The 25,523-nt window shown below is 45.4% G+C and carries 26 protein-coding genes; 7 read left to right on the top strand and 19 right to left on the bottom strand.

The window, feature by feature from the left end:
* Positions 1-49: 49 nt before the first annotated feature.
* Both CSH93_RS13525 and CSH93_RS13520 read right to left on the bottom strand, forming a co-directional pair.
* Positions 50-673 carry a CPBP family intramembrane glutamic endopeptidase gene (locus tag CSH93_RS13525; protein ID WP_100644011.1) on the bottom strand — a complete coding sequence of 208 codons (624 nt, stop codon included), beginning with the start codon at positions 671-673 and terminating at the stop codon, positions 50-52.
* Between the two features lie 185 nt (positions 674-858).
* Positions 859-2,424, bottom strand: a complete 1,566-nt coding sequence (locus tag CSH93_RS13520; protein ID WP_100643784.1) for a SulP family inorganic anion transporter — start codon at positions 2,422-2,424, stop codon at positions 859-861.
* Between the two features lie 151 nt (positions 2,425-2,575).
* On the opposite strand from CSH93_RS13520, the gene CSH93_RS13515 reads away from it, so the two are divergent.
* Positions 2,576-3,514, top strand: a complete 939-nt coding sequence (locus CSH93_RS13515; protein WP_100643783.1) for an AEC family transporter — start codon at positions 2,576-2,578, stop codon at positions 3,512-3,514.
* Positions 3,515-3,632: 118 nt separating this feature from the next.
* Here the strand turns inward: CSH93_RS13515 and bolA are convergent, their stop codons facing one another.
* Both bolA and CSH93_RS13505 read right to left on the bottom strand, forming a co-directional pair.
* Positions 3,633-3,950 (bottom strand): transcriptional regulator BolA, encoded by a 318-nt coding sequence (bolA, locus tag CSH93_RS13510; RefSeq protein ID WP_100643782.1) that lies wholly within the window; start codon positions 3,948-3,950, stop codon positions 3,633-3,635.
* The gene (locus CSH93_RS13505; protein ID WP_100643781.1) at positions 3,922-4,566 is read right to left on the bottom strand and encodes an alpha-ketoglutarate-dependent dioxygenase AlkB family protein; all 645 of its coding nucleotides are present in this window, start codon (positions 4,564-4,566) and stop codon (positions 3,922-3,924) included. The genes bolA and CSH93_RS13505 overlap by 29 nt, the downstream gene beginning before the upstream one ends.
* Positions 4,567-4,584: 18 nt before the next feature.
* Between CSH93_RS13505 and CSH93_RS13500 the strand changes: the two genes are divergently transcribed.
* The 3 genes from CSH93_RS13500 to CSH93_RS13490 are packed head-to-tail and all read left to right on the top strand — an operon-like array spanning position 4,585 to position 6,903.
* Positions 4,585-5,760: a methyltransferase gene (locus CSH93_RS13500; protein ID WP_100643780.1), complete on the top strand. Its 1,176-nt coding sequence runs from the start codon at positions 4,585-4,587 to the stop codon at positions 5,758-5,760.
* 10 nt (positions 5,761-5,770) lie between these two features.
* On the top strand, positions 5,771-6,382 hold the full coding sequence (locus CSH93_RS13495; protein ID WP_100643779.1) for a peptidylprolyl isomerase: 612 nt from the start codon (positions 5,771-5,773) through the stop codon (positions 6,380-6,382).
* Positions 6,383-6,399: 17 nt separating this feature from the next.
* Positions 6,400-6,903, top strand: a complete 504-nt coding sequence (locus CSH93_RS13490; protein WP_100644010.1) for an SRPBCC family protein — start codon at positions 6,400-6,402, stop codon at positions 6,901-6,903.
* On the opposite strand, the gene CSH93_RS13485 is transcribed toward CSH93_RS13490, so the two are convergent.
* From CSH93_RS13485 to efp, 5 genes are all read right to left on the bottom strand, one after another.
* A complete protein-coding gene (locus CSH93_RS13485; RefSeq protein WP_100643778.1) occupies positions 6,867-7,370 on the bottom strand; it encodes a GNAT family N-acetyltransferase in 504 nt (167 codons plus the stop codon). The genes CSH93_RS13490 and CSH93_RS13485 overlap by 37 nt on opposite strands.
* On the bottom strand, positions 7,357-7,977 hold the full coding sequence (locus CSH93_RS13480) for a gamma-glutamylcyclotransferase (protein WP_100643777.1): 621 nt from the start codon (positions 7,975-7,977) through the stop codon (positions 7,357-7,359). Before CSH93_RS13480 ends, CSH93_RS13485 begins: the two co-directional genes overlap by 14 nt.
* Positions 7,978-8,042: 65 nt before the next feature.
* Positions 8,043-10,511, bottom strand: a complete 2,469-nt coding sequence (locus CSH93_RS13475; protein ID WP_100643776.1) for a TonB-dependent receptor — start codon at positions 10,509-10,511, stop codon at positions 8,043-8,045.
* 160 nt (positions 10,512-10,671) lie between these two features.
* A complete protein-coding gene (gene epmA, locus CSH93_RS13470) occupies positions 10,672-11,625 on the bottom strand; it encodes an elongation factor P--(R)-beta-lysine ligase (protein ID WP_100643775.1) in 954 nt (317 codons plus the stop codon).
* 68 nt (positions 11,626-11,693) lie between these two features.
* A complete protein-coding gene (gene efp / locus CSH93_RS13465; RefSeq protein ID WP_100643774.1) occupies positions 11,694-12,263 on the bottom strand; it encodes an elongation factor P in 570 nt (189 codons plus the stop codon).
* A gap of 33 nt (positions 12,264-12,296) precedes the next feature.
* Between efp and epmB the strand changes: the two genes are divergently transcribed.
* Entirely contained in the window at positions 12,297-13,325 is a 1,029-nt protein-coding gene (gene epmB / locus CSH93_RS13460; protein ID WP_100643773.1) for an EF-P beta-lysylation protein EpmB, read from the top strand.
* Between the two features lie 48 nt (positions 13,326-13,373).
* Here epmB and CSH93_RS13455 read toward each other — a convergent pair whose 3' ends face one another.
* Positions 13,374-13,565 (bottom strand): hypothetical protein, encoded by a 192-nt coding sequence (locus tag CSH93_RS13455; protein WP_100643772.1) that lies wholly within the window; start codon positions 13,563-13,565, stop codon positions 13,374-13,376.
* A 97-nt stretch (positions 13,566-13,662) separates the two neighbouring features.
* Here CSH93_RS13455 and CSH93_RS13450 point away from each other — a divergent pair, with 97 nt between their 5' ends.
* On the top strand, positions 13,663-13,974 hold the full coding sequence (locus CSH93_RS13450) for a hypothetical protein (RefSeq protein ID WP_100643771.1): 312 nt from the start codon (positions 13,663-13,665) through the stop codon (positions 13,972-13,974).
* A 34-nt stretch (positions 13,975-14,008) separates the two neighbouring features.
* Here the strand turns inward: CSH93_RS13450 and CSH93_RS13445 are convergent, their stop codons facing one another.
* The 6 genes from CSH93_RS13445 to nudF form a co-directional block, all read right to left on the bottom strand.
* Complete coding sequence (locus tag CSH93_RS13445; RefSeq protein WP_100643770.1) at positions 14,009-15,322, bottom strand: YfiM family lipoprotein; 1,314 nt, start codon at positions 15,320-15,322, stop codon at positions 14,009-14,011.
* Positions 15,323-15,417: 95 nt separating this feature from the next.
* Complete coding sequence (gene parE / locus CSH93_RS13440; RefSeq protein WP_100643769.1) at positions 15,418-17,310, bottom strand: DNA topoisomerase IV subunit B; 1,893 nt, start codon at positions 17,308-17,310, stop codon at positions 15,418-15,420.
* 124 nt (positions 17,311-17,434) lie between these two features.
* A complete protein-coding gene (locus tag CSH93_RS13435; protein WP_100643768.1) occupies positions 17,435-18,025 on the bottom strand; it encodes a YqiA/YcfP family alpha/beta fold hydrolase in 591 nt (196 codons plus the stop codon).
* A gap of 32 nt (positions 18,026-18,057) precedes the next feature.
* The gene (locus tag CSH93_RS13430) at positions 18,058-18,807 is read right to left on the bottom strand and encodes a metallophosphoesterase family protein (protein WP_164078375.1); all 750 of its coding nucleotides are present in this window, start codon (positions 18,805-18,807) and stop codon (positions 18,058-18,060) included.
* Complete coding sequence (locus CSH93_RS13425; protein ID WP_240615600.1) at positions 18,800-19,237, bottom strand: DUF1249 domain-containing protein; 438 nt, start codon at positions 19,235-19,237, stop codon at positions 18,800-18,802. The genes CSH93_RS13430 and CSH93_RS13425 overlap by 8 nt, the downstream gene beginning before the upstream one ends.
* Complete coding sequence (gene nudF / locus CSH93_RS13420) at positions 19,224-19,856, bottom strand: ADP-ribose diphosphatase (protein ID WP_100643766.1); 633 nt, start codon at positions 19,854-19,856, stop codon at positions 19,224-19,226. Before nudF ends, CSH93_RS13425 begins: the two co-directional genes overlap by 14 nt.
* A gap of 161 nt (positions 19,857-20,017) precedes the next feature.
* On the opposite strand from nudF, the gene tolC reads away from it, so the two are divergent.
* Entirely contained in the window at positions 20,018-21,400 is a 1,383-nt protein-coding gene (tolC, locus tag CSH93_RS13415) for an outer membrane channel protein TolC (RefSeq protein ID WP_100643765.1), read from the top strand.
* A gap of 95 nt (positions 21,401-21,495) precedes the next feature.
* On the opposite strand, the gene CSH93_RS17945 is transcribed toward tolC, so the two are convergent.
* From CSH93_RS17945 to prsT, 3 genes are all read right to left on the bottom strand, one after another.
* On the bottom strand, positions 21,496-21,660 hold the full coding sequence (locus CSH93_RS17945) for a hypothetical protein (RefSeq protein WP_164078374.1): 165 nt from the start codon (positions 21,658-21,660) through the stop codon (positions 21,496-21,498).
* 38 nt (positions 21,661-21,698) lie between these two features.
* A complete protein-coding gene (locus CSH93_RS13410) occupies positions 21,699-22,526 on the bottom strand; it encodes an ion transporter (protein ID WP_100643764.1) in 828 nt (275 codons plus the stop codon).
* Positions 22,527-22,592: 66 nt separating this feature from the next.
* Positions 22,593-25,376, bottom strand: a complete 2,784-nt coding sequence (prsT, locus tag CSH93_RS13405) for an XrtA/PEP-CTERM system TPR-repeat protein PrsT (RefSeq protein ID WP_100643763.1) — start codon at positions 25,374-25,376, stop codon at positions 22,593-22,595.
* Positions 25,377-25,523: the final 147 nt, after the last annotated feature.

The raw sequence follows: 25,523 nt of genomic DNA, 5'->3' as shown, positions 1-25,523 counted from the left end.
TTATCACATATATGAAAAATCATATATATTAAATCAAAAAAATGCATGCCTAAATTAGAAAATAAGCGCCTAGACCAATAGTAAAGATGAAGCTCCCCCAAATTGAATGTTCCACTACAACCGCCAAAGTTGAGCGACTCGCCATATAACGATATCCAAATACGGCTCCACCCACCCAAGACAACACTACTGCAACCCAGTTGCCATACACCACATGCGCTAAACCGAAGAAAAATGTACTTAGCAACCAGCGCGCTTGTTTGGAGGGCAATATCTGTTTGTATCGATGGAAAAAATACGTCCTGAAAATAATTTCCTGAGGTATTACCGACACCAAGGGATAAATCAGCAGGGTCATGGCCCAAAATCCTGGATCTTTTAACGGTAACGCTAGAAATAACTGGGGAAATACTAGGTAGATAAATAAGCTGACAATACAGGCCCACGGTAGAAATAGTTTAACCGAAGCAATAATGTGCTCACCAAGGCCCTCTACTTTCCACAATCTGATGCGCTTGAACTGTTTATCCACCAGTAGCAGCGACAAACAAATAAGCCCAACCATGCCGAGTAATGGCATAAGCCAAAGCGACAGTTCCGCAATAGTAAAATATAGAATGACTGGCAGCCCAAGGAAGATCACCAGCATTTCGATCCAGCGATGAATACTCAACAACAACCTCAATCCGCTGCACTAGCAGCGTGACATTTTCATGAATGTTTTATTACAGTATCGACCAATTCAGTAAACTTGCCAGTTACGACTAGTATTCGAGGTATAAAAAAAGAGACCTAAAGGGTCTCTTTTTTAAACCGCTTGGTTAGGGTTAAACCTAATCCAATCAGACGTTAGAACAACTAACCTAGTTTGTCTGTCGCCACTTTATAGCGTGGATCTTCATTCACATTCATTTCAACGTACTTATTGGCTTTCACCAACAGTCCACGACATTCAGAACTGATATGACGAATGTGCAGTTTCTTACCGTATTGCTCGTATTTGTCGGCCAAGCCATCTAACGCATCAATGCCCGAAGAATCCCAAATACGTGAATTATTGAAATCGATAACCACATCTTGCGGATCATTTTTAGGGTCAAATAAGTCTTTAAAATAACTCACTGAGCCGAAAAATAGCGGACCATCAAGTTCATAAACTTTCCAGCCGTCCTTATCGGTGTGTGTTTTCGCGATAATGTGTGTCGCATGTTTCCAGGCAAATACCAGTGCCGACACGATAACACCAACCACCACTGCAATCGCCAAATCGGCAATCACCGTAACCGCGGTTACCAAAAATAGAACGAATGCATCTTCTTTGTTTACGCCTCGAATAATGCGGAAAGAGGCCCATTCAAATGTACCGATAACAACAACAAACATAACGCCAACCAGTGCAGCTAACGGGATCATTTCAATCAGTGGTGCAGCAAACAAGATAAAGCCAAGCAGTACTACTGCAGCCGTAATACCTGACAGTCGTCCACGACCACCTGAATTGATGTTAATCATACTCTGGCCAATCATGGCACAACCACCCATACCACCAAAGAAACCATTCACCGTATTAGCTACGCCCTGACCAACACATTCTTTGTTGCCACGTCCGCGCGTATCGGTCATTTCATCAATCAAAGTCAATGTTAAAAGCGACTCAATTAAACCAACCAAAGCCAAAATGATAGACGTCGGTAAAATGATCATTAACGTCTCAACTGAAAAAGGCACCATGGGAATGGCAAAGCTTGGGAGTTCACCGGCTAGTGTAGCTGAATCTTTTTGATCCGCTGGAAGCATATCGCGAACAAAATCGATAACCGTGCGCGCCTCAACGTCCAAACCATGAACGATCAACGTGACGGTTATGATCGCCGCCAGTGAGGCAGGGATTGCCGTTGTGATTTTAGGCAGTACATAGATGATTGTCATCGTCACAGCCACAAGCCCTAGCATAATGTAAAGCATCTCGCCTTGCATCCACTGCATTACACCATCACTACCCAGAATCTTAAACTGGCCCATTTGCGCTAAGAAAATTACTATCGCAAGACCGTTAACAAAACCCAACATGACCGGATACGGTACCAGCCGTATAAACTTCCCGAGTTTGAATACGCCGGCCAGTATTTGTAGTATCCCGGCGAGTATCACCGCGGCAAACAGATATTGAATGCCATGCTGTGCAACCAAAGCAACCATAACAACGGCCATTGCTCCTGTTGCACCTGAGATCATGCCCGGACGCCCACCGATAGCACTGGTAATCAATCCCATCATAAAGGCAGCATACAAACCCACCATAGGTTCAACGCCCGCAACAAATGCAAAAGCTACAGCTTCTGGCACCAGTGCCAGTGCTACAGTTATCCCAGACAACACATCATTCTTTATATTGCCTTGTTGATTGGTGATCAGATTAAACATCGATTTATCCCACCATATTGTCTTGCTGAAAAATTAGCCGGCGATACTAACAGGATTATTCCCTGAAATCTTTTAACAGATTGTTAATTCAGTCCTTCAGAATTTATTTCCTGATATAATACACTCACTCAACTGCTGTACTGATACCCTAATGTTAGCCAATACTTTAGATTTTAGTATCCATGTCATTGGCCCTGTCGTCATATTACTCGCTCTAGGCAAAATACTTTTTGCTAAAAACGTTATTAGCAGCGAGTTTGTTTCTGCTGGATCACGACTGGTTTTTAGCTTTGCGCTTCCTGCGTTATTGTTTATGTCGATAAGCCAAGCAGATTTCGCGCAAGCGGCCAACAGCAGGCTGATCGGTACAGGCCTCATTGTCACCCTTGCATTTTTCCTAGCATGTTTACTATTTGTGCAATGGGCATTTAGCTGTCGCGAGGACCGTGGGGTCATTGTACAAGGTAGTTTTCGAGCAAACCTTGGAGTTATTGGGCTTGCCTATGCAGCCAATTCGTTTTCACCTGCAGACTTTGCACAAGCCTCAGTATATATGGGGGCACTGATCCTACTTTATAATGTGTTGTCCGTTTGGGTGTTAAACGCTTATTTGCCGCAACGCGCGAACACCATACAAACACTCAAGGCGATGGCTACAAATCCAATCATGCTATCAATTGTATGCGCGTTGATAGTGGCTTACTTCAAACTATCGCTCCCTCAAATTGTTACCGCGAGTACCGATTATTTAGCTCAACTCACCTTACCATTAGCACTCATTTGTACGGGTGCATCGATCCGCTTTCGCGATATGAAAGGGCAACTAAGCGCATTGCTGTTTAGCGCAATTAGTAAGTGCTTACTTTATCCATTGATAATGATTATGAGCGGCATCTATATTGGAATGGATCAAACAGAATTGTTAACCATGTTGTTTATGTCTGTTGCACCAACAGCGGCTGTCAGTTTTATTATGGTCAAACAAATGGGCGGTAACGCCGACCTTGCGGCAAATATTGTTGCCCTCTCCACCGTCATATCGGTTCCTATTACTTTATTGGGTTACCAATGGGTGATATTACTCGGCTAGAGGGCGGTGAGGTTGGCTATGAAAACCAGACAAGGGCCCAACAAGTTGCTGCGAAACAGCACTTCCCACGGACTACCCTTTGGGATCCTGACGAAGGGGAAAATAGTAAACGAGTTGGTTAACCCAGTTTTGAACCACCTAAACATTTTGGTGATGCAGGCACTTCGCCCATTTTGTTTTGCCACTCTTCGCGAGTAAACGTATGCAATGCCAGTGCGTGAATATGATTAGCAAGTTCATCAGCCAACACTTGATTAACCATTCGATGACGTTGGATCAAACGCTTACCTTCAAACGCTTCACTGATCAATGTTACTTTGAAATGACTTTCACTGCCTTCAGGCACATTGTGCTGATGGCTTTCATTCACAACATCAAGGAATAGTGGCGAGAGTTGATTGGTTAGTTTATCGGTAATTTGTTGCTGTATGATCATGCGAAACCCGTCGAAAAGTTAGATTCAACCGCCCACCAATCGGCTTTGCGGTCTTGTTTATACCATGTTGCCAATAACGTTGGGTTTCACCTGACATTATCAAGAGGCTACCGTGAGTTAAAGTCACTTTAACCTGCTGTTTGGTTTTCTTGTGTTTAAATATAAACACCCTATCTGCACCAAAGCTTAGTGATGCAATGATAGGCTTTATACCAAGCTCAGGCTCATCATCGCTATGCATCCCCATGCTGTGCTGACCATGTTGATACCAATTGGCTAATACTGCGTTAAAACCGTTCTCACAGTACTCACTGCAAAGTACCTTCAATTCATCTAATACCGGCTCCCACGGTAAAGGTGCCAATGTCATACCGGAATAACGGTATGTCGATTGTGGATCGCCATACCAAGCCTGCAATCGAGGGATAAGATGTTCTTTGCCGTATAGCTTAATGGTATCCTGTGACCATGAAAGTGATTGTGTAAGATGATGGTAGTAGTCATCTGCACGCCTTGACGCTATCCATCCAGGCACATAAGCCACCGTTGCATCTTGCATGGGCAAAATCATCGGCTCTAGTTGATTGGATTGGAGGTCAAAAAAAGAAGATTGCATATAACTTTGAGTACATTAATGTCGACGACGCTGTTTCAACTTGCCGAACGAGAATACACGCTTTATCGCTATCCGGCCAAATTCCAACACAAGAGTTTACAGGCTTGGGACTCTGCTGACCAATTACTACTAGAGCATATACTGGCCATTCCACCTGCAGAACCGCCTCCATCGATCACGCTTCTCAATGATGAATTCGGTGCTCTTGCCTGCGTGCTCGCAGATGTATTTCCTGATATGACTTTATACTCTCAAAGTGACTCTTGGATCAGCCATAAAGCTACTCAGCAAAATTTACGCAACAACGACATCACTGCCGACATAAATTTCATTGATAGTATGCACTCACTTCAACCAAACACTCTGGTAGTTGTTAAAATTCCACGCACGTTAAGTTATTTGGAATGGCAACTCAACAGTGTGCGCGAATATTGCGAGTCACAAACTCAGGTCATTGCGGCGGCTAAAGTAACCGCCCTAACGCCCAGTATTTTCAAACTGTTTGAGCGTTACTTGGGGCCCGTAACCACCTCTTTAGCCAAGAAGAAATCTCGCCTGTTATTTTGTCAGAATACTCAACCCAAGGTTGCGGCTTCAGCTTATCCAACAACCTTTACCACTGACGCGTCTGAAACTGGCGTAGCGTTAACACTCGTCAATCATGCCAACGTGTTTTCTCGCCAAAGTTTGGATATTGGTGCCCGGGTGATGCTGCAACATTTGCCCGATATCACAAGCAGCGAGCCTACACGAGTGGTCGATTTGGGTTGCGGTAACGGCGTATTGGGTATCGCGCTTCTGGCACAACATGACAATGCTTATGTCACGTTCGTTGATGATTCGTTTATGGCACTGGCCTCGGCAAAAGCCAGTATTGAAGAAAACCTGCCAGATGCAATTGAGCGCAGCCAATTTGTGGCAAGCAACTGTTTAGAAGCGATGGATGAAGCACAACGCAATCAAATCGATGTTGTTGTGTGCAATCCGCCGTTCCACCAACAAAATGTGGTAACTGAGCATATCGCAAAACAAATGTTCAAAGATGCCCATAAATATCTTAAACGTGGTGGTGAACTAAGGGTCGTCGCCAATCGCCACCTGCCCTATGGTAATGAGTTGAAACGAATTTTTGGTGGGTTCCGTGTACTTGCAAGTGAACGGAAATTCGTTATCTTGAGCGCAATTAAAAAATAAGGATTAATGTATGTTACACCGTGGATTTTCTCTTCTACTGCTTTCAATTGGGCTAATGCTATCTATGCCATCCCTAGCCGATCGTGTTGAAGATGGTTCTCATATTCAAAAGCGCAACTACTACCCTCGCGTTCAGTTCTCTACCTCTATGGGCGATTTCATTGTGGAAATGGACCGCCGCCGCGCCCCCATTACCGTGAATAACTTCCTACGCTATGCCGACAAAGGACTGTTCAACAATACGATTTTCCACCGCATTGTGGTGAATTTTGTCATTCAAGGCGGCGGATATGATGTGGAATTTAACGAAAAGCCTCAATTTGATCCTATCTTCAACGAATCCGGCAACGGCCTCAAAAACGAAAAATACACCATATCAATGGCACGCCAGAATGATCCTCACAGTGCCATGCGCCAGTTTTTCTTTAATATGAATGATAATGAAAGCTTAGATCCGGGCAAAAGCTGGGGATATACGGTATTCGGCACCGTTGTTTCTGGCTATGAAGTATTGGATGCCATGGAGTTGGTAGATACCGGTATTGATGAAACAACCGGTTTCCCAAATGTGCCGTTAGAGCCTATTATCATCAATAAAGTTACTATTTTACCTGCTGAATAATGCAACTTGAGGCCACTATGAAAACCTTGTTGATACTGATTGCGCTACTCCCTTTTGCAGCTCACGCTGATGTTAAGCACACGGATCAGCATGGTTTCATTGTTGAAAATGTCATGCAAACCCCACAAACGCCGGATGTGGTTTGGCATGCGCTCATAGATGATGTGGACTTATGGTGGCCCAAAGACCATTCATGGTGGATGGGTACATTTAGTATCGACGCCAACGCAGGCGGTTGCTTCTGCGAACGCAAAGACAATAAAAGTGCTGAACATATGCGCATCGTTTTTGTTGACCCAAACCAAACTCTGCGCATGAGTGGTGGGCTAGGTCCACTCCAAGGCATGGGTATGAATGGCGCGTTAGATTGGCAATTGACTGAAACCCCGACAGGGACTCAAGTAACCTTGACTTATAAAGTACATGGCGTAAATGCTGAAGGATTCGAAAAATTGGCTCCCATCGTAGCCCATGTTCAAGGGCTTCAACTTAATGGACTAAAGGACTTTTTGAATAAATAGAGTTCCTCTCCATGAGGGGATATGTGACGCTCGAATTCAAAATCTAAACGTTTGATTAGCCCTTGTGACGCATCGTTGATTGCGCTGGTATAAGCATACACATGGGTGTGCCCCATTTTCTCAGCGGCTCGTAAACTAAGTTCACTCGCCGCTAAAGCAATGCCTTTACCGCGGGCAACCGGGAGCAGCGCAAAGCCCAAGTCTGGCGCATCGAGGAAATCCCGTTGCAAGAGCCCGCACAGCCCCCAGGTTTGCTCAGACTCTGCATCTTCCACAACCATCAACCCCATCCCCTTTTGGGCATAGACTGGCTGAATACTGTTGACAATAAATTGTTGCGCAGTGTGCTTATCATTGACGCCGCGATCACCAATATATTGAAGCCAGGCAGGATCAGTTACCAGCGTACAAATGAACTCGGCATCCTCAACTAGCACTGGTCGCAGGCGAACATTAGGTGTTTGCATGCAGAAAATCTCTGACCGAAATATTATGCTGATTTAACAAAGATGAAATCATGTGCTGATGCTCTCTACTGACATTTGCACGTCGAGGATACTGTGGGTTAGCTCTGTCATCAATCACATGTTGCCAACCATGTGTTGTTTGCAGAAAAGTACGGGCTGCATCTAACCCCTCGTCAAGATTAGCAAAATGACTAAGGCAGCCCGCTAGGCAAGTATCCACATAACTGAGGTAAACCGGATATTCAACCGAAGCGGGTGCAATATCCAACGATTCACAAATCCACAAGGTAACGCCTGGGCGCTTAATTCTTTGCAAGTATTCAGATGGAATGTCCTCAAGAAATGAGATTTGCTCAAGGCCAACGGCTTTAAATTGATAGTCGCGTTCACGTTGTTGAAACTTAGGGTTGAGCGCTATAGGCGTGCATAGCGCGTTGAGGTAACTGTCAGACGCAGGCTCTGCGCCAACGTAGGTTTGATTCTCATGATAGGCTCTTGTGACCCACCCCCTGGAAAACCCTTTAACACTCACGGCAAAGGCCGCATGTGCATGGTCACTGTGCCGTTCTCGACTATCAGCGCTTAACAACGAGCCATAGCCGAGCATAAAATGCTCGGCTTCTAACCAACTAGGATGGTGCTGCTCGCTACTGATGTAGCCTCCTTAAAACATTAAAAATAGGTACGTACACCGATTTGGAAATTACGTCCCGGAAGCGGCGCTTGGTCTTTTAAAAATGACGTATGCACTCGCGCTTCTTCATCCGTTATATTCTCAGCGCGCGCGAAGATTTGCCACTCCGTATCATACGCATACAACGAATAATTCACGCCCGCATTGACCAACGTATAGCCATCTGTAGCCGTTTCAAATGCGGCAGTGTTGTCCTGCGCATCGTACCAAACCACTTCAAAATCTGCATTCACGTCTTGCCATTGGTAATCCAACGATGCGCCCAAACGCAATGGCGGGATACGTGGTAAATCGTCGGAATCCAATTTGGCGCGAATATAATCACCAAACGCACTGAGTCTTAATGTGTCAGTCATGTCTAAATGACCTTCAAATTCAAAACCATACAAGGTTGCATCACCTTGCTTAAACACTAGGATGGGATATCCCTCATCATGTTCATCGTGCTCATCTTCGTGCAGTTCATCTTCATGAACATCTTCGTCGTGAATATCTTCTTCGTGCGCATCAGCAAACGAAAGTCCGGTATCCGCTTGATAAATATAGTCACTCACATCACTATAAAATACCGATGCTGAGAATCCCCAATCTTCGTGAAACTGTCGCCACGTAATGTCAATATTGTGGCTCACTTCCTCAACAGGGTGTTCCAACTCAGTGGATAAATCGCCGTCTTCATGAAGGTCAAATACCAGGCCTAATTCATAGGTTCTTGACGCTAAGTGCAATCCACCGGAAAACATCTCTTGTTGACTCGGCGCACGTTCAGAATGTGATATAGACACCGCTAGCGCGCTACTGTCTGAGTAATGCCAGTTCATTCCAGCTGATGCTGATACGCTGGTAAATGAATATGGGGCAAACACAAAATGTTCGTCATGGCCTTCCTCATGCTCATCTTCGTGTTCATGATCAGCATGATCAACGTCAGCAATCGCGATATCAATATCCACATCACTCGCACTGTACTCAGTTCTTTCTACCCTTGCGCCTAACTGAAAAGTGAAGTCTTCAATGCGTTTTTCTTCAATCACAAACAGTGAATACGCATCCGTTTCCACCGGCGGAGTGTAGGCCTCTTCACCAAATGCAGCATAATCACTGTTAGCATATTGCAAACCAAATACACCGTGCCACCCAGCGATATCGGCGTGACGAATATCGATACGACCTTCTAAGGTATCATTTGCGAACTGAGTGCCGAGTTCATCACCCTCAATTTCAGCATGCTGATACTCGCTGTAGGCGCCCATGAACTCTACCGATGTTATGCCAGCTACAGGAGAAAACCATTTGCCAACCCATTGGTAACGGTCAAGTTGAGCATCAATATTGACGCGGGCTTCTTCCGCATGCTCTTCTTCTGCGTGTTCATCTTCCTCATGCTCTTCTTCATGGCCATGCTCATGCGCATGACCAGGTACACCGTAGAAATTGTTCATTTGCTGATAAGACATGCCAAAAAAGCCTGCATCCCCCACATACGAAAAACCAGCTACAACATTGTCAGTATCGACCGCAGAGCCTTCAATAATCCCTTCAGGAGAGTCTTCTTCAGGTTCAATCTCGGCGAATCCCGGAATATCAATATCGCCCGTTTCACGGGTAAACGCATCAAGGTGAAATGCCCAATTGCCTGATCCTGTTGTCATATCAACTTTGGCAAATTTTTCATCATTAACCGTGGCATAGCGCATCTCAGCTTCACCATCGACACCCACAGGCACATAATCCGGTATGCGATTGTCAACGATATTGACCACCCCACCGATCGCACCACTGCCATACTGTAATGTTGCGGGGCCACGCAATACTTCAACTTGTGTTGCGCTGCTAGCATCTGACGCGACTGCGTGATCCGGTCCGATACGTGAGACATCAGAGACATCCAATCCATTTTGTACAATTTTAACCCGAGGACCATCATTCCCGCGGATCACAGGGCTAGCCGCGACACCTGCATAATAGGTACTGTGCACACCAGGGGTAAATTTGAGGGTTTCACCTAAGGTTGCGCTTTGACGCTTGCGCAATGTTTTCTCGCCCAGAACCGTAACAGGGGTTATGGATTCCAGTACAGAAGTTTCTAATAGGTTGGCTGTTACCAATACATTTTCAAACACAACCGGCTTCAAGGAGAAATTCACTGTCGTATCAGCGTTGATATAGCCAAGATCGTTGTCACCATGAAGATGGTTTGCAGAATATACATGCACGTGTAAATGCGACGCTAACTCTCGCTCTGTTAGATCAACGGAATAATTCCCCTGCTCATCAGTGAAAACGACACGGCTTGTGCCTTCAATTTTTATTGTTGCACCACTGACTGGTTGGCCATTGACGTCTGTAACCTGACCTTGCAACACGGTTGCATATGCTAAAGATGGAACGCCAGTACCGATAACTGCGGCGGCAAAACCTGCTAGTGCCGTCTTAGTAAACCCCATTATCAACCTCATATAATGTTATAATATATCAACTTTTATGTGATGTTATAACATTTTTGAAAATTTGCAACGGCTAATCTACATGATTAATAGCATTTGGTCGCTGATAATCAGCGGATTATCGAGGAAGTATAGGCAATCAACCGTCGACGAGACTGCTCTACGCGCGCTCAATGGGAAACGCAATTACCTCATTGATATGTTGTGCGCCGGTTGCCAACATCAGTAGACGGTCAAGCCCGAGTGCAACGCCAGCACAACTGGGCAACCCACTTTCAAGTGCAGCTAGCAGGTTTTCATCAATCGGCATTGTGTTTTTTTGCGCACATAAGCGATGTGCATTATCGGCTTCAAATCGCCGGCGCTGTTCTTGACTATCACTCAGTTCAAAGAAGCCATTTGCGAGTTCAACACCTTTAAAATAGGCTTCAAAACGATCGGCAACACGATTATCACTTTCGTTTATGCGAGCTAAGGCTGATTGTGAGGCGGGAAATCCCACCACCAGCACAGGGCGCTGTCGACCAAGTTCTGGCTCAATGCAATGACTAAAGACTAAATTCAATAAATCATCAACGCTCATATCGTCAGGCGATGACGCGAGTATTTCACGTCCCACAACCCACTGACGGAGTTGGTCATTTTCACGCTCAAGTGGATCTAGCCCGGTATATTGCAAAAATGCTTGTTGGTAAGTCAGCGTATCGGCCGCTTCGCAACCAAGAGTTGCCTGCAGTAACTCACTCACTTCTTGCATCAGGTCAAGGTGAGTAAACCCGACACGATACCACTCAAGCATTGAAAACTCAGGATTATGCCAACGGCCACTTTCCTCATACCGAAACGCTTTACAAATTTGGTATATCGAACCAGTACCCGCTGCCAACAACCGTTTCATGGCGAATTCAGGCGACGTTTGTAAAAACCATTCATGGCACTGCATCGAATCAATGTGCACATCGGTATTGGCATGATGACTCAAAACAGGGGTTTCAACTTCAAGCACTTCTCTTTGTGCAAAGAAATGACGGATTGCCGCGTACATAGTGGCACGTTGTTGCAATGCGTTGAGTTGAGCTGTTGGCTGCCAAGTCGTGGTGACATTATGTGTCATGAGTTCGCGCCATAGAATTGAAGGTGAGGCCTGCCCCAACGAGGGTGTTAGAGCAGGAAAATCCGGAATTACTTTTGCGCGCGAGACGCGTATTCACCGCTGCGAGTATCAACTTTGATCACTTCACCGGTTTGCACGAATAAAGGTACTCGAACGACAGCGCCAGTGCTTAATGTTGCAGGCTTACCACCTGTGCCCGCTGTATCGCCTTTAAGGCCAGGATCAGTTTCAGTGATTTCAAGCTCAACAAAATTAGGTGGCGTGACAGTGATAGGTGTGCCATTCCATAGGGTGATTGTGCACATGTCATTTTCGACTAACCATTTCACGTTGTCGCCAACCGCTTTTTCATCTGCCGCAATCTGCTCAAAAGTTTCATTGTTCATGAAGTGCCAGAATTCACCGTCAGTGTATAGGTATGCAAGTTCAGTATCGAGTACGTCTGCACCTTCAACCGTTTCACCGGAGCGGAAGGTTTTTTCTAGCACTTTACCAGAAATAAGTTTACGAATTCTTACGCGGTTAAAGGCTTGGCCTTTTCCAGGTTTTACGTATTCGTTCTCAAGAATGTTGCAAGGTTCGCCGTCGAGCATTATCTTAAGGCCCGCTTTGAATTCGTTGGTGCTAAAATTCGCCATAGTATGTTTAACCGTTAGTAATGGGCAATTGAATTGGCGCAGATAATACCTAAAAATCTGGGTTCTGTAGAGTCTAACTGGCAAAAAGAATTATCTTTTGCGTTTACCGATCCTGAAAAGTTATTGCTACACCTTAAATTGGATCCGTCTCAATACAGTCAAGACATAACAGCTAGGCGACTCTTTCCCATGCGTGTGCCGCGCCATTTTGTTTCCTTGATGCAACCCGCAACGCCCGATGACCCCTTGCTATTGCAAGTACTCCCGGACAGACAGGAATTCAATCAGGCACCCGGTTTTAGTGTGGATCCGCTGGCTGAACAAAATAACCAAACCCCTGGCATGTTGCACAAATATCGCTCTCGCGTACTACTGATCGTACGCGGTGGCTGTGCGGTGAACTGTCGTTATTGTTTTCGTCGCCATTTCCCATACGCAGATAACGCACCGAGTAAACAAGACTGGCAGAACATTCTGAGTACTATTGCTGCTGATCCTAATATCAATGAAGTGATATTGTCTGGGGGCGACCCACTGATGGCAAAAGATACTCATTTGGCAGAATTGGCGCATAAAATTTCGACCATCCCTCACATCAAGCGACTGCGCATCCACACACGATTGCCGGTCGTGTTGCCGGAGCGACTCGATGATGCGTTTTTTAATTGGTTTTCCGGGTTACCGTTACAGCGCATCATGGTATTGCATATCAATCATCCACAGGAAATATCACCACAACTGATTTTACGTTTAAAAAGATTAGCTGACGCGGGTGTTACCCTATTAAACCAAGCGGTTTTGCTGCGCGGTATAAATGACAATGCCAAATGTTTAGTGCAATTGAGTGAATCATTATTTGCTGCAGGCATAATGCCTTACTACATACACTTACTGGATAAAGTCGAAGGCGCATCTCATTTTGATATACCAACCGATGCAGCACGCGCATTAATGCAAAATATTGCAGCGGAACTACCCGGCTATCTAGTGCCAAAGTTAGTAAGAGAAGTGGGTGGGGAACAATCAAAAAGTCTCGTCGATCTGAACATGCTCGACGAGTAACAAAAATAAAGAACTGGCCTCTCGGCCAGTTACTTTAGACTCTACAGGTTATGCAAAAGTATCGATGTTTCGACCAATCGCAGGGTTTGCAGAAGTCGCTTTTGGTACGTCAGCGGCTGATTCCAGCAACTGAAGCGACGCCTGACCTTCTTGCTCTTGCTGACTTTTAGCCAACTTAAGCGAAGCAAGCTCTAGCGAAGCACCGGACGTTTCAGAGGTTTGTGCACCTTGTAAATCCATACCAATTTCCTGTTTGCTTGTAGCTAAAGTTAAAAGCAGGCACAATTGCCCGCTTCTTTCAGTATCGACCGAGATTTAGATAACTTTAGGTTTTTTTATGCAATCGCTTCATCAACAATTAAACGACAATTTGCAGCTCATTTTCCGTAAAGCCATTGATGCCGATGCCGCAATCGACAGCCTTCAACAACAGGGAAAAGGAAAGTTCACGCAAATTTTCAGCAGTGAAGCGGGGTTTGAAACAAACGCCAAACGGTTTGGTCCCTATGTTGAAGAGTTAACAATCAACATCGAACAATTAAAACAAATGGATGAAAACGAACTGGGTCAATCATTGCCTGTTGTCATCAAGCAAATGGAACTGATGTTTGCCACTTTGGCAGAATTCAAAACTTCGCTAAAAAGCTAGAAAACGGGACAAGTGTAGGGCGGCGCTAGCGAGGCTAATCGCGCCCTTTGAGCGAAAGTGCTTGATAAATCGGTAATGACGCAACACGTTTTTTAACCTCAGCAACCTGCTGCTGATACACCTCACTCTCTACGCTTTCATAACGCTCAGTAAAAGACGTTTTGTCCAGTCCTTCTGGTAACCCTTCTATAGATGGAAAGAAGTCTTCTTCATTGACACCATTGGCGATATAGCGTTGCACGGCAGCGGCCTGTTCAGGATCAATTGCAAGGGCTGCAAACTCAACTCCGGCGATATCTGCCGCGAGATCAACAAAGCTATATCCACTGCCTCCCATGACACGGTCCATCAATTCTTTGAATTCACCAATTGCGTTCGTTATCCCTTGTTCAGAGAGCAGTTTCAACCCAGCCGAAATGATAAAATGCTGACTTAAATCTAATCGCCCCGCCAATCGAGTGGGGTGTGGAGGACGCACTGCTCGTGCCGGATCTGATTGCACCTGCCCAACCAAGTTTCCGAAACGATGATGCCCTGCGAACACAGTCAATGCTAATAGAGCAGCCTCATTTTCTTCAGCCGCGCTGCGTTCTGCATTATTCATCGCATGGCTTATCACAGCTTGAAGGTAGGGTGCTAGAGAGGGCTCGGGATCGTTGTAAATAGCCTCATTATTGACGGAAAAGCGCGCCAGAAAACGCAAATAAAATGCCGTGCGCTCACTTAACCATTCATCTTGATCGATGTTTAGCCCATTTTGCAATTCTGTTAGTTCTTTAAGTAACCCTTCGAGCGGACGTAGTTGAACTTGCACCGCATCGTTTGTCATTTTGATGCTAGACACCTGTTCTGTCGCAAAGGTTGCGATATCACTGCTGGTCCAATAATCAACCGCAAAAGTGACCAACGACAATGCCCAATCGCCCGGTAATGAAAGACTGCCAACACGCACATACTTGAACGTCAATTTGTTATCCGGCAATGCGGCAACATGAAGGTTCACGTAACGCGTCAATCCAAACTTTTGCAGTTGATAACTTAATTGCAACTCGGTCTCAGACTCTGACAACTGAACTCGCCCTACGACTTGTGGCTTGGCTCTTTCAAGAAACGCCACCAAACTGTTGGCCTGCGCTCGTGTAATCACAATGGTGTGCGGAGCATCTCGTTCTATCACACTGGTTTGCAATTGGTGCAGTAACTCGGTAACAGATTCAGCGTCATCTAAGCCTTGTAGACCAGAATCAGCAACACTGGGCTTGGCATCGGTTAAAACGAAGCCTAATACCACCAGCAGAATGAGTGAGACGCCAGCCAAAAGCAGTAGCGTACGAAAGACGGTTCGCATAGTTAAATTAAATCATAAGGTAAGAAATTTTCCACACGACGGTACGTGTATTAAATCTTCACAGCTCGCTGTAAATCGGGGAAATTGCCCGAAACTTAAACCACTTCGGCTAAATTACCTTTAGACTCAAGCCACTGTCGACGATCCGGCGAGCGCTTTTTCGCCAGTAACATATCCATTAATTCCATCATTCCATCCGCGTCTTCAATGGTTAGCTGCACCAAGCGTCGAGTGTTAGGGTCCATGGTCGTTTCGCGCAATTGCATAGGGTTCATTTCACCCAGACCTTTAAAACGCTGAACGTTCACCTTACCCCGCTTATTTTCCGCTTCAATACGATCCAAAATCCCCTGCTTTTCACCTTCATCCAATGCGTAAAACACTTCTTTACCCACATCGATACGGAATAAAGGTGGCATCGCTACGTATACATGCCCTGAATCGACTAGCTTTCTGAAATGCTGAACAAACAATGCACACAATAAAGTGGCGATATGCAGACCATCTGAGTCAGCATCAGCGAGAATGCACACTTTGCCGTAACGCAAACCGGTCAAATCATCACTATCCGGATCAATACCCAACGCCACAGAAATATCGTGGATTTCCTGTGAAGCCAGCACTTGAGAAGAATCGACTTCCCAACTGTTGAGGATCTTTCCGCGCAACGGCATGATGGCTTGAAACTCTCTGTCACGAGCCTGCTTGGCAGAGCCACCTGCTGAATCACCTTCCACAAGGAATAATTCAGAACGCGTAATATCTTGTGAAGAGCAATCGGTCAGTTTACCCGGCAGCGCTGGGCCTTGCGTAACCTTTTTGCGCGCCACTTTCTTGGTTTGGCGCAAACGACGCTGGGCATTACTGATACACATTTCAGCAAGTAATTCAGCCACGTTCGTATGCTGGTTCAGCCACAAACTAAAGGCATCTTTTACTACACCGGACACAAATGCTGCGGCTTGACGAGAGGAAAGACGTTCTTTTGTTTGACCTGCAAACTGCGGATCTTGCATTTTAGTCGACAAAATATAGCTACAGCGGTCCCAGATATCTTCTGGCGTCAGTTTAACGCCTCGTGGTAGTAAGTTTCTGAACTCACAGAACTCTCGCATTGACTCCAGCAAGCCCTGGCGCAAACCATTTACGTGCGTACCGCCTTGTGCTGTGGGAATAAGGTTAACGTAACTTTCCGTTACCATCTCCCCCCCTTCAGGCAACCACATTACCGCCCAATCAGCTTGTTCAGTATTGCCCGAAAAAGTACCAACGAAAGGCCCTTCTTCGGGTAATGTGATGGCATCCGTTAATGCGTCGGTTAAATAATCTCGTAAACCATCTTCGTAGTACCATTCGAGTGTTTCATTATTGATTTTGTCATCAAAACGAATTCGTAAGCCGGGGCATAAAACCGCCTTAGCTCTAAGGACATGCTTTAGCTTAGTAACTGAGAACTTGGCACTATCAAAATATTGAGGGTCTGGCCAAAAATGCACGCGCGTACCCGTATTGCGGCGACCACAGGTATCCACCACGGTTAGGTCTTCGATTTTATCGCCATTTGCGAAGGCAATTTGGTAAACCTGACTATCCCGTCGAATGGTTACTTCTACACGCGTCGATAATGCGTTAACAACCGAGATACCAACCCCGTGAAGACCGCCCGAAAAAGCGTAGTTCTTGTTTGAAAACTTACCACCCGCGTGCAATTTGGTCATGATCAATTCAACACCGGAAATCCCTTCTTCCGGATGAATGTCGACTGGCATACCCCTTCCATCATCAATCACTTCAAGGGAGTGATCAGAGTGCAAAATCACTTTGATGCTAGAGGCAAATCCCGCTAATGCTTCATCAACACTGTTGTCGATTACTTCCTGACTCAAGTGATTTGGACGCGTGGTATCGGTATACATGCCTGGGCGGCGTTTCACCGGTTCAAGCCCATTTAAGACTTCAATGGCATCAGCGTTGTATTGATTTGACATAGTACTCGTTTTCTCGGCGCAAATTGTTATTGGTATGCATCTTCATTAACCACTGCGTGCGGTTAATTGAGTTGCGCATCATTGCTCAGTTGATGTTACCAAGCAGCCCGGAGTTGGGCAATTGCTATACTCCATTGTCAGACAGTAAAAACGCAAATATTGACGGTAGATGCTGTGCAAAATCCACAAAACTGTGATTACCACCTTCTTCAATCACCATATCGGCACCTTGATAGCGCTCTTGTGCTAAGCGGTAATCCAAAGTTTCATCACCCGTTTGCAACAAAACCTTATAGCAAGATGGCGCGTGTATCGTGGACGGCTCCATCTGCTTTAGTTGTTCAGTATGAGCAGAAGTGACCTCAAATTGTTCATTCGTATAGGGATTCACATGTGGCCCCTGATATTTTTGCATTAACCTATACGGTGCAACAGCGGGGTTAATGAGCACGGCTTTTCCGCCAAATTGCTCAATCAGCCAAGTTGATAAAAAGCCCCCCATAGAACTGCCAATCAGACGCAGCGGTGCTCCAGAACTGACAATAGGATTTATTACATTATGAATTGCGGCTGGCACCTGATCAATGGTGTTCGGGATCTGCGGTGTATGCATGACAACGTTGGGCAAATGCTTTTGCACATACTCCTGAGTTAGCACGGCCTTCTCTGATTGAGGCGAACTTAAAAATCCATGTAAATAAACGACGGGCGTCACTGTCACTCCTACTTCATCTGGTCTGTTGTTCGTTAACTTTGTACTGATACTATCTGAGTTTCCCACCCACCGTCATCGCTGAGATGAATAACTCGTAACGCGGGCGCTTCTTTGGCTACGCTAAATTCAGGTGTATTGCCCCATTGCCAACAGGTACTCGGGCATGCCAGTACTTTTACATGTTCTCGATTTACCGTTCTTGGCGTATGCACATGCCCATGCAACACGATTTTTAATGCCGACAGGGAATATAGAGGGGTTAGGACATCCGGATTAATCAACGAATGTTTATCCATCCAAACGCCTTCTTCTTGAACCGGGTGATGTAACACAACCATGTGATACTGGTTGGAATGCGCACTGATAAAATCACATACACGCGCTACATTGTCCTCAGAGATTAGGGCTCGAGTACCAACAAAGTTAGATGGCAAACAATGCAAATACCATGGGCTATCTTGAATGTGCACGTGTTGAACACGGTGTTGTGCTGAAAAATGCGTTTCCCAAAACGAAATAACGTCGTGATTGCCTGGAATACTGACTAACGACATACCAGAACAATATTGCTGCCACAGTTGCATGAAGTGCTGATAACTTTCTTCACTATCATCACCCGAAATATCACCAGTGAGTAGCACCATGTCGGGCTTTAATTGCTGTATCTTTTTTAACACCGCTGCCAGTGTTTGAAATGGATTAATCCCTTCAGGACCGGTTGTGGCCGGATTAGAAAAAAGATGACAGTCGCTAATTTGAATAATCTGAACGGGATCACGCACTGGCAGAGGGTTCATTATGATGATTTAAACAAAACACTAACCATTCAGCCAAAAAACAATTGACCTGATGCTTTTCATTTTTCTGGTGCATGCGCGTATTCGGATAGGGATAAGATGGCGCTAGTGCACTGATTTGTTGAGACTGGATCACCTCAGCTACTTTTGCATCGTGATACAAGCGCACCTGCATACTCGGCTGCATATAGTCTGGCATCTGGCTATTGTGCTGACAGATAGATAACGTGCTTGTGTATGGTGCAGAATCAATAATTTGGATCGTATAATACAAATCTTTTCCCGCATTAAACGTATACTCCATACTTTCCGTATCGACGTCAGGTAATAAACGCATCATACGCGCATAGTTTGCTTCCCCAACAGCTAAAATCGAGGGTAAATGCGGTACATACTTACGCTTATTCGCTTTCACGGTGTTGCCATTGCTCCAACAATTTTGTTTTGTTCAACATAAACCATTGTAACGCAATAATAGCCGCTGCGTTGTCTATTCGTCCCGAATTTAGCCATTCAACGGCTTCAGCTTCTGGTACTCTGTGCACCAAAATATCCTCTGATTCATGCTCAAGGCCATGCACGCCTCCAGCTTGACTGGCATCAACTGCAGCGATGAATATATCCAATCTCTCGGTTGTGCCACCAGGACTTGCAAGATAACTCAGTGCCTTTGTGAGATGCGTCAATGTAATCCCCGCTTCTTCAATGGCTTCGCGATGACACACACTTTCAGGTGTTTCGCCTTCATCAATAATCCCCGCAATGATCTCAATCAGCCACGGTGAGTTTGAAGTGTCGAGTGCACCCACACGAAACTGCTCTATCAACACAAACTCTTCTCTAACGGGATCATACGGCAACACGGCCACGGCATGACCACGTTCAAATATTTCACGCGTAACCGTCTGGCTCCACCCGCCTTCAAACAAGCGGTGCTGAAATTGGTATTGAACCATCTTAAAATACCCTTGGTATAAAGGGCTGATGGTTAAATTACGAATATCATTTGAAGTAAAACGTTGAATTTTTGACATAAACTCATTTAATCGTTGATTAGTCTGAAGAGGCGCGCATTGCGATTACATTCTGTTACACTTGAACCCAAAGTGTTACGACTATTTATTATTGATTACCGCTTGAATTACGTAGACTGGTAAGCATATACCAGAACTGAACATTACACTAAGGCGCACACATGAAAAAAACCTTACTTTCCTTATTAATTGGAATGAGCGTGACGACCGGAGCAGTTGCAGACGACTTGCTGCAGGTCTATCAGCAAGCTATTGCCAACGACCCTGTAGTTAATCGAGCCAAAGCTGACCGCGACGCTGCATTTGAAGGCATTAGCATTAGCCGCGCAAGTTTGTTGCCTGAGATTTCGGCCAACATCGGTTATACCATGAGTACGCGAGATAACACTGACCCAGTAACTATCGATGACGATGGCGACCCGAATACAGATGAAGTATTTGCCGGTTTTGCCGTTTTTGAAAACGAAACCGAAACCCTTAGCATGGGTGCTAACTTCACGATGTCATTGTATGACCACGCGCGCTGGTTGGGTCTAGACCGTGCTGAATTAGTTGCACAGCAAAGTGAAGCCAGTTACTCAGCTGAACTTCAGCGTTTGATTACGCGCACTGTATCTGCTTACTTGGCTGTATTGCGCGCTAAAGATAACGTTGAGTTTGTAAAAGCGGAAAAACGCGCCATTGAACGCCAGCTTGAACAAACGCGCCAACGTTTTGAAGTGGGATTAACCGCAATCACAGATGTGCATGAAGCGCAGGCCAACTTCGATAACACCATTGCTCAGCAGATCCGTGCTGAAAATCAGTTAGAGCTTCGCCTAGAGGAACTGCGTGAAATCACCGGTAAATACCACGATAAGCTATACGTGTTAGACACTGAAAAATTCAGCGCACCACGTCCAGCGCCAGAATCAGCCAGCGAGTGGGTGGGTATTGCTGAAGAAAGTAATTTGGATCTATTGGTTCAGCGTTTCGCAAAAGACATTGCCAAAGAAGATATTGATATCGCAAACGCGGGTCACTATCCAACATTGTCACTTAACGCCGAATATGGCCGTACTGATACTACGGTCGTCGCGACAGGTGGCGATATTGATGTACCGGCTTTGAATAACCAATCTATCGGTGTTCGCTTGAATGTGCCAATTTATCAAGGTGGTGCGGTATCTTCTCGTACCGATCAAGCTCGCTTCCGCTATGTTGCGGCTTCAGAGAACCTTGAATTGACCTATCGCCAAACTGTACGTTCTATCCGTAGCTCGTACAACGACGTCATCGCGTCTATTTCAACCATCAATGCATTACAACAAGCCGTTGTATCTGCGCAAAGCGCGCTAGAAGCCACTGAAGCAGGTTTCGACGTTGGTACACGTACAATTGTCGACGTACTGAACAGCACACGTAATTTGTTCGACGCACGTCGTAATTTAGCCGGTGCACGTTATGACTTTATCCAGTCAATTGTCAGTCTTAAGCAAGCGGCGGGTAATTTGACACGAGAAGACGTAGAGCAGATTAACGCGGCTCTGATGCCTGCTGGATAACACAGCAAGAACCACCCAGTATTGGTGGTTTAGCTTCCACAAAAAAACCTCGAAGATGTCGAGGTTTTTTTATATCTAAAATCTGTTGTTACGTATTACTGATTTTCTTCAAGGCGCTGTAATAAATCTTTTAATTGAACACGCAAATTCTCCGCTTCGGTGCGAGAGGCAGAAAAACTTAAGAGTGAATCGGATACTTCTTTCAACTGACGTTGCAACGAATCCGAGATAGGTTTAACTGACGATACCGGCTTATCCATGCGCATTTAACTCCTTGATTGATAGTTTTTAGTATACGTCAATTTTTATCACCTTCCAGTTGCTGTGAGCTTTTTGTCTCAGCTAATTGTTTAACCAACGATTTTAACGCTTTGATCTCTTGGTGTAGTTCACTCATGCTGGGCTCAGGATTGTTCTTCTTTGCCTCTGCTTTGTGTTCCTCTTCCATCACGTTCACCACAATACCAATGACCATATTGAGGAAAGCAAATGTCGTGAAAAAGATAAAACTCATGTAGAACATCCAGCTAAGTGGATAGACTTCCATGGTCTCATATTGCACGTCAGTCCAATCTTCAAACGTCATAACCCTGAACAGAGTCAGCATCGATATCGCAATATTGCCCCATAAGAATGGGTTAATATCTTTGAATAAGAAACTGCCGATGGCGGCGTAAATATAAAAAATAATAAACAGCAACAACACTACGTAGCCTAATTGAGGCAAGGCTTTAAGCAATGAGTTAATGAGCAGTCGTAATTCCGGAATAATGGATACCATCCGCAATACCCTGAACACACGAACAAGACGGGCCAGTAGTGCCATCTCACTGTCTTGCACCGGTATTAGGCTGATAACGACCACGAGGGTGTCAAATATATTCCACCCCGATTTGAAAAAGTCCTTTTTATTCGGTTCTGCGATAAAGCGAACAATAATTTCAAACAGGAAAAAGAGAGTAATGAAAATATCTAGACCGCTTAAAAGCGTATACGCAAACGCGGGAAGATCGTAGGTTTTTGCGCCTATTTCTAACGCAGAAATAATAATGACGGCAACGACAAAGAGCTCAAAGGCTCGATTGCTTTTTAGGTGGAATAAGCGTTCTTGTAATTGTTGGTACATGTTGATGCATCTACAGTCATGGTTGGCTCCGCGTTAAAGTGGTGCCAACCACAACTATTTCAAGCATCAATCGGCAACTTTAATACCGTATGTTTCAACCAAACGCGCAATCGTTTGCTGTGATTCAGGTTGCTCAAACTTACGCTCTTGAAGGCGACGCTCCGCAATCACCTTCTTATCAGCTTTAAGCAATGTCTCAATATAATTGAGGAAAATTTCCTCATTGCCCATACGTGCATTCACCGTACGATCATACAGTGCCAATGCTTTATCTAAATCTCCGCCCGCAACGTGAATTTGCGCTAACGTGTCAGCAGTCGCCGCATTATCGGGTTGCAATTCAACTGCACGCTCCGCGTACGTGATCGCAGAGTCGAGATCATTTTTCTCCATCAGTAAATACGCTAGGTTATTCAGAGCAATGAAATTTTTGCCGTCCGCTTCAACTAACGCTAAATATTGTTGGATTGCCGTATCACTGTCACTCCGCAAGTGACGCTCAGCCAAAATCATTCTAGCGCGCAAATCTCTTGGGTGTTCTTCTGTGTGAGCAGCCAGTACTTCATTACTTCTATCGAGCTGGTCATTGCCTTCATATGCACTCAGTAGGCTCAACAAATTTCTAAAATTAGGATCAGCGTTATACGCAACCTCGGCTGGCGCTATTGCTTTAGCAAACTCTTTCTCAAACAGGTAATTGCGCGCTACAACGCTTTGATAAAACGGGTTCTCATCTAAATCACCCTGCAATTTGGACAACGCCTCTCGGCTTTTCTGTACATCCGGCTTTAAGCTATAAAAGTGAGCTTGTAACAAACGAATATGCGGATCTGAGCGCTTTTCCAAGAAGTTATCAACGATTAAAATGCCTTCATCCACTTTGCCTGCCATATCCAATAGCAACAAATTACCCAACGCAGCATTCTTGTCATATGGATACAACGAAATCCACTGATTGAAATGCTGTTGAGCATCATTGATGTTTCTTTGCTGGATAAGGGCTTGCCCTTTTAGCTGCCAGAAATCACGCTGCGTTGAGGCGGAAGGTGTTATACGCGATAGCGTCTGCAATGCTTCTTCAACACTGCCCTCGGTTGCCTGCATACGAGCCACCAAAATACGCACACTCTCTTCATTAGGCGCTTGCTGCAATTGCTGCTGTGCTAATGACATCGCCTCTGAAGCATCACCTTGCTCACGTTGCAATAGGTACATCAACGCCAAGGCATTGAGGTTTTTGGGATCTTGCTCGAGTACCTGTTTAGCACCCGCGATACCGGCGTCAAGATCGCCTTGTTGCCCAACAAAACGGGCATGAGAAAGCACGACTACAGGGTCATTAGGCGCTATTGCCAGGGCTTGTTCGTATTCACTCAAGGCTGTCGCCATATCATCGTTGCGTTTTGCCACTTCTGCAGCAAGCAAATAGGCTTGAGGTTCATTGGGCGCGATGTTTTTCCAATCTGAAGCTAACTTTGCTGCCTTATCCAGTTGACTCGTGGCCAAGTAGGCTGTCGCCAAAGTTGATTGTGCAGTGCTTGACTCAGGGGCCTGCTCAACGGCTTGTTCAAGATTGATAATGCCTTCAACTTGATTCAATGACAGCTGCAACACCCCTAAGCGCAACAAATCATCCGCGCCAGTACCGAGTTCTTGTGTGCGTTTAAGCATTTCTTTAGCGTCTTCTACGTTACCGGCTTTGACTAACTCATAGCCAGCTCGAGAGAATAGCGTTGCATCATCACTGCTGTCTGTTTGCAAACGTTGCAATGAAGCAGTTGCGTCGTCAGAAAGGCCTAACTGCAATTGACTGGCAGCCAATAACTTTAACCCGGCATGATCATTGGGTAACTGAGAGGCAATCATCGATAGGTGATTGTGCGCGGCTTCGTAATCGCCCAACTGAAATGCTGTAAACCCTGACACCAAACGTAAGACAGGGTCATTTCGACCGGTTTCCAATGCGACCTTAAGGTGCTCATACGCTTTCGCATATTCGCCTTGCTCACTCAGAATAATGCCTTTTAGTTGATTCAGCATCGGGTTTTTATTCGCTATCGCGAGTAAGTCATCAACGTACTTAGCGGCTTCGTCGGTCTTACCCATCTCAACCAGCATCGTTGCAAGTAAGAACTTTGTATCCGTGTCACGAGGGTATTTGCTGACATAATCAGCAAATGCCTCAATGGCCAAATCGACCTGCTGCTGCTCTAAGTGCAAACGGGCAAGAAATAATAGCGCATCACGGTTAAGGGGCGCCTTGTCACGGGTTTCTTGGGCTAATTGCAGTGCAAGTTCAGTGTCCTCATTTAACACCGCTTCAACCACCTTGACCAAGCCTAAGTAGGTAGAGCTCGTGTCCAGTTGGGTTAATTCTTCAATCAATAAACGAGCTTGTTCCATTTGATCAAGCTCAACCAATGACTGCAGTTTGAAGAAGCCGACTTCTACTCGTTCTGCCGAGGTCAAATTAGCCATCTTATGGTCAACTTCTGACAATGCGTTAACCGCCCCAGTGCGACGGTATGCCCTTGATAGCATCGGCACAATTTCTGATGCCGGATGTCCTAGGTCCATTGCTCTGGTCAATTCTTTTTCAGCACTGGCGAAATCATCTTGGGCCATGTAAACCTTGCCCAACTCGAAACGTGCCTTCGCTGACTGGGGTTCGAGTTGAATCGCATTCTTTAACTCAACAATCGCGGCTTGGGGGTTATCTTGCTGCACAAAGGCTTGCGCCGCAGCGATGTGCTCCTCACTGGTCTTTTGTGAACAGCCCATTAGGCCGATACAAACAGCCATTGCTACGCCTTTTAGCGCATGGGTAACGCCGTGTTTACGTTGAATCATACAAAATCCTTGTTGCTTTTATGTCCGCGCTCGCCGAATTCGTTTGAAAAGGACGCGTGGTATTCATGGTATAGCCACAGGTTATCGAATATACTATTAGCTTTGCAACACGCAAGCGGTGTTTGTTTTTATCTACCAGCATAATAT

This window comes from Neoalteromonas facilis, assembly GCF_002807665.1.
GTDB classification, from domain to species: Bacteria; Pseudomonadota; Gammaproteobacteria; order Enterobacterales; family Alteromonadaceae; genus Alteromonas_E; species Alteromonas_E facilis.
This window is presented reverse-complemented; position numbering and strand designations above follow the sequence as displayed.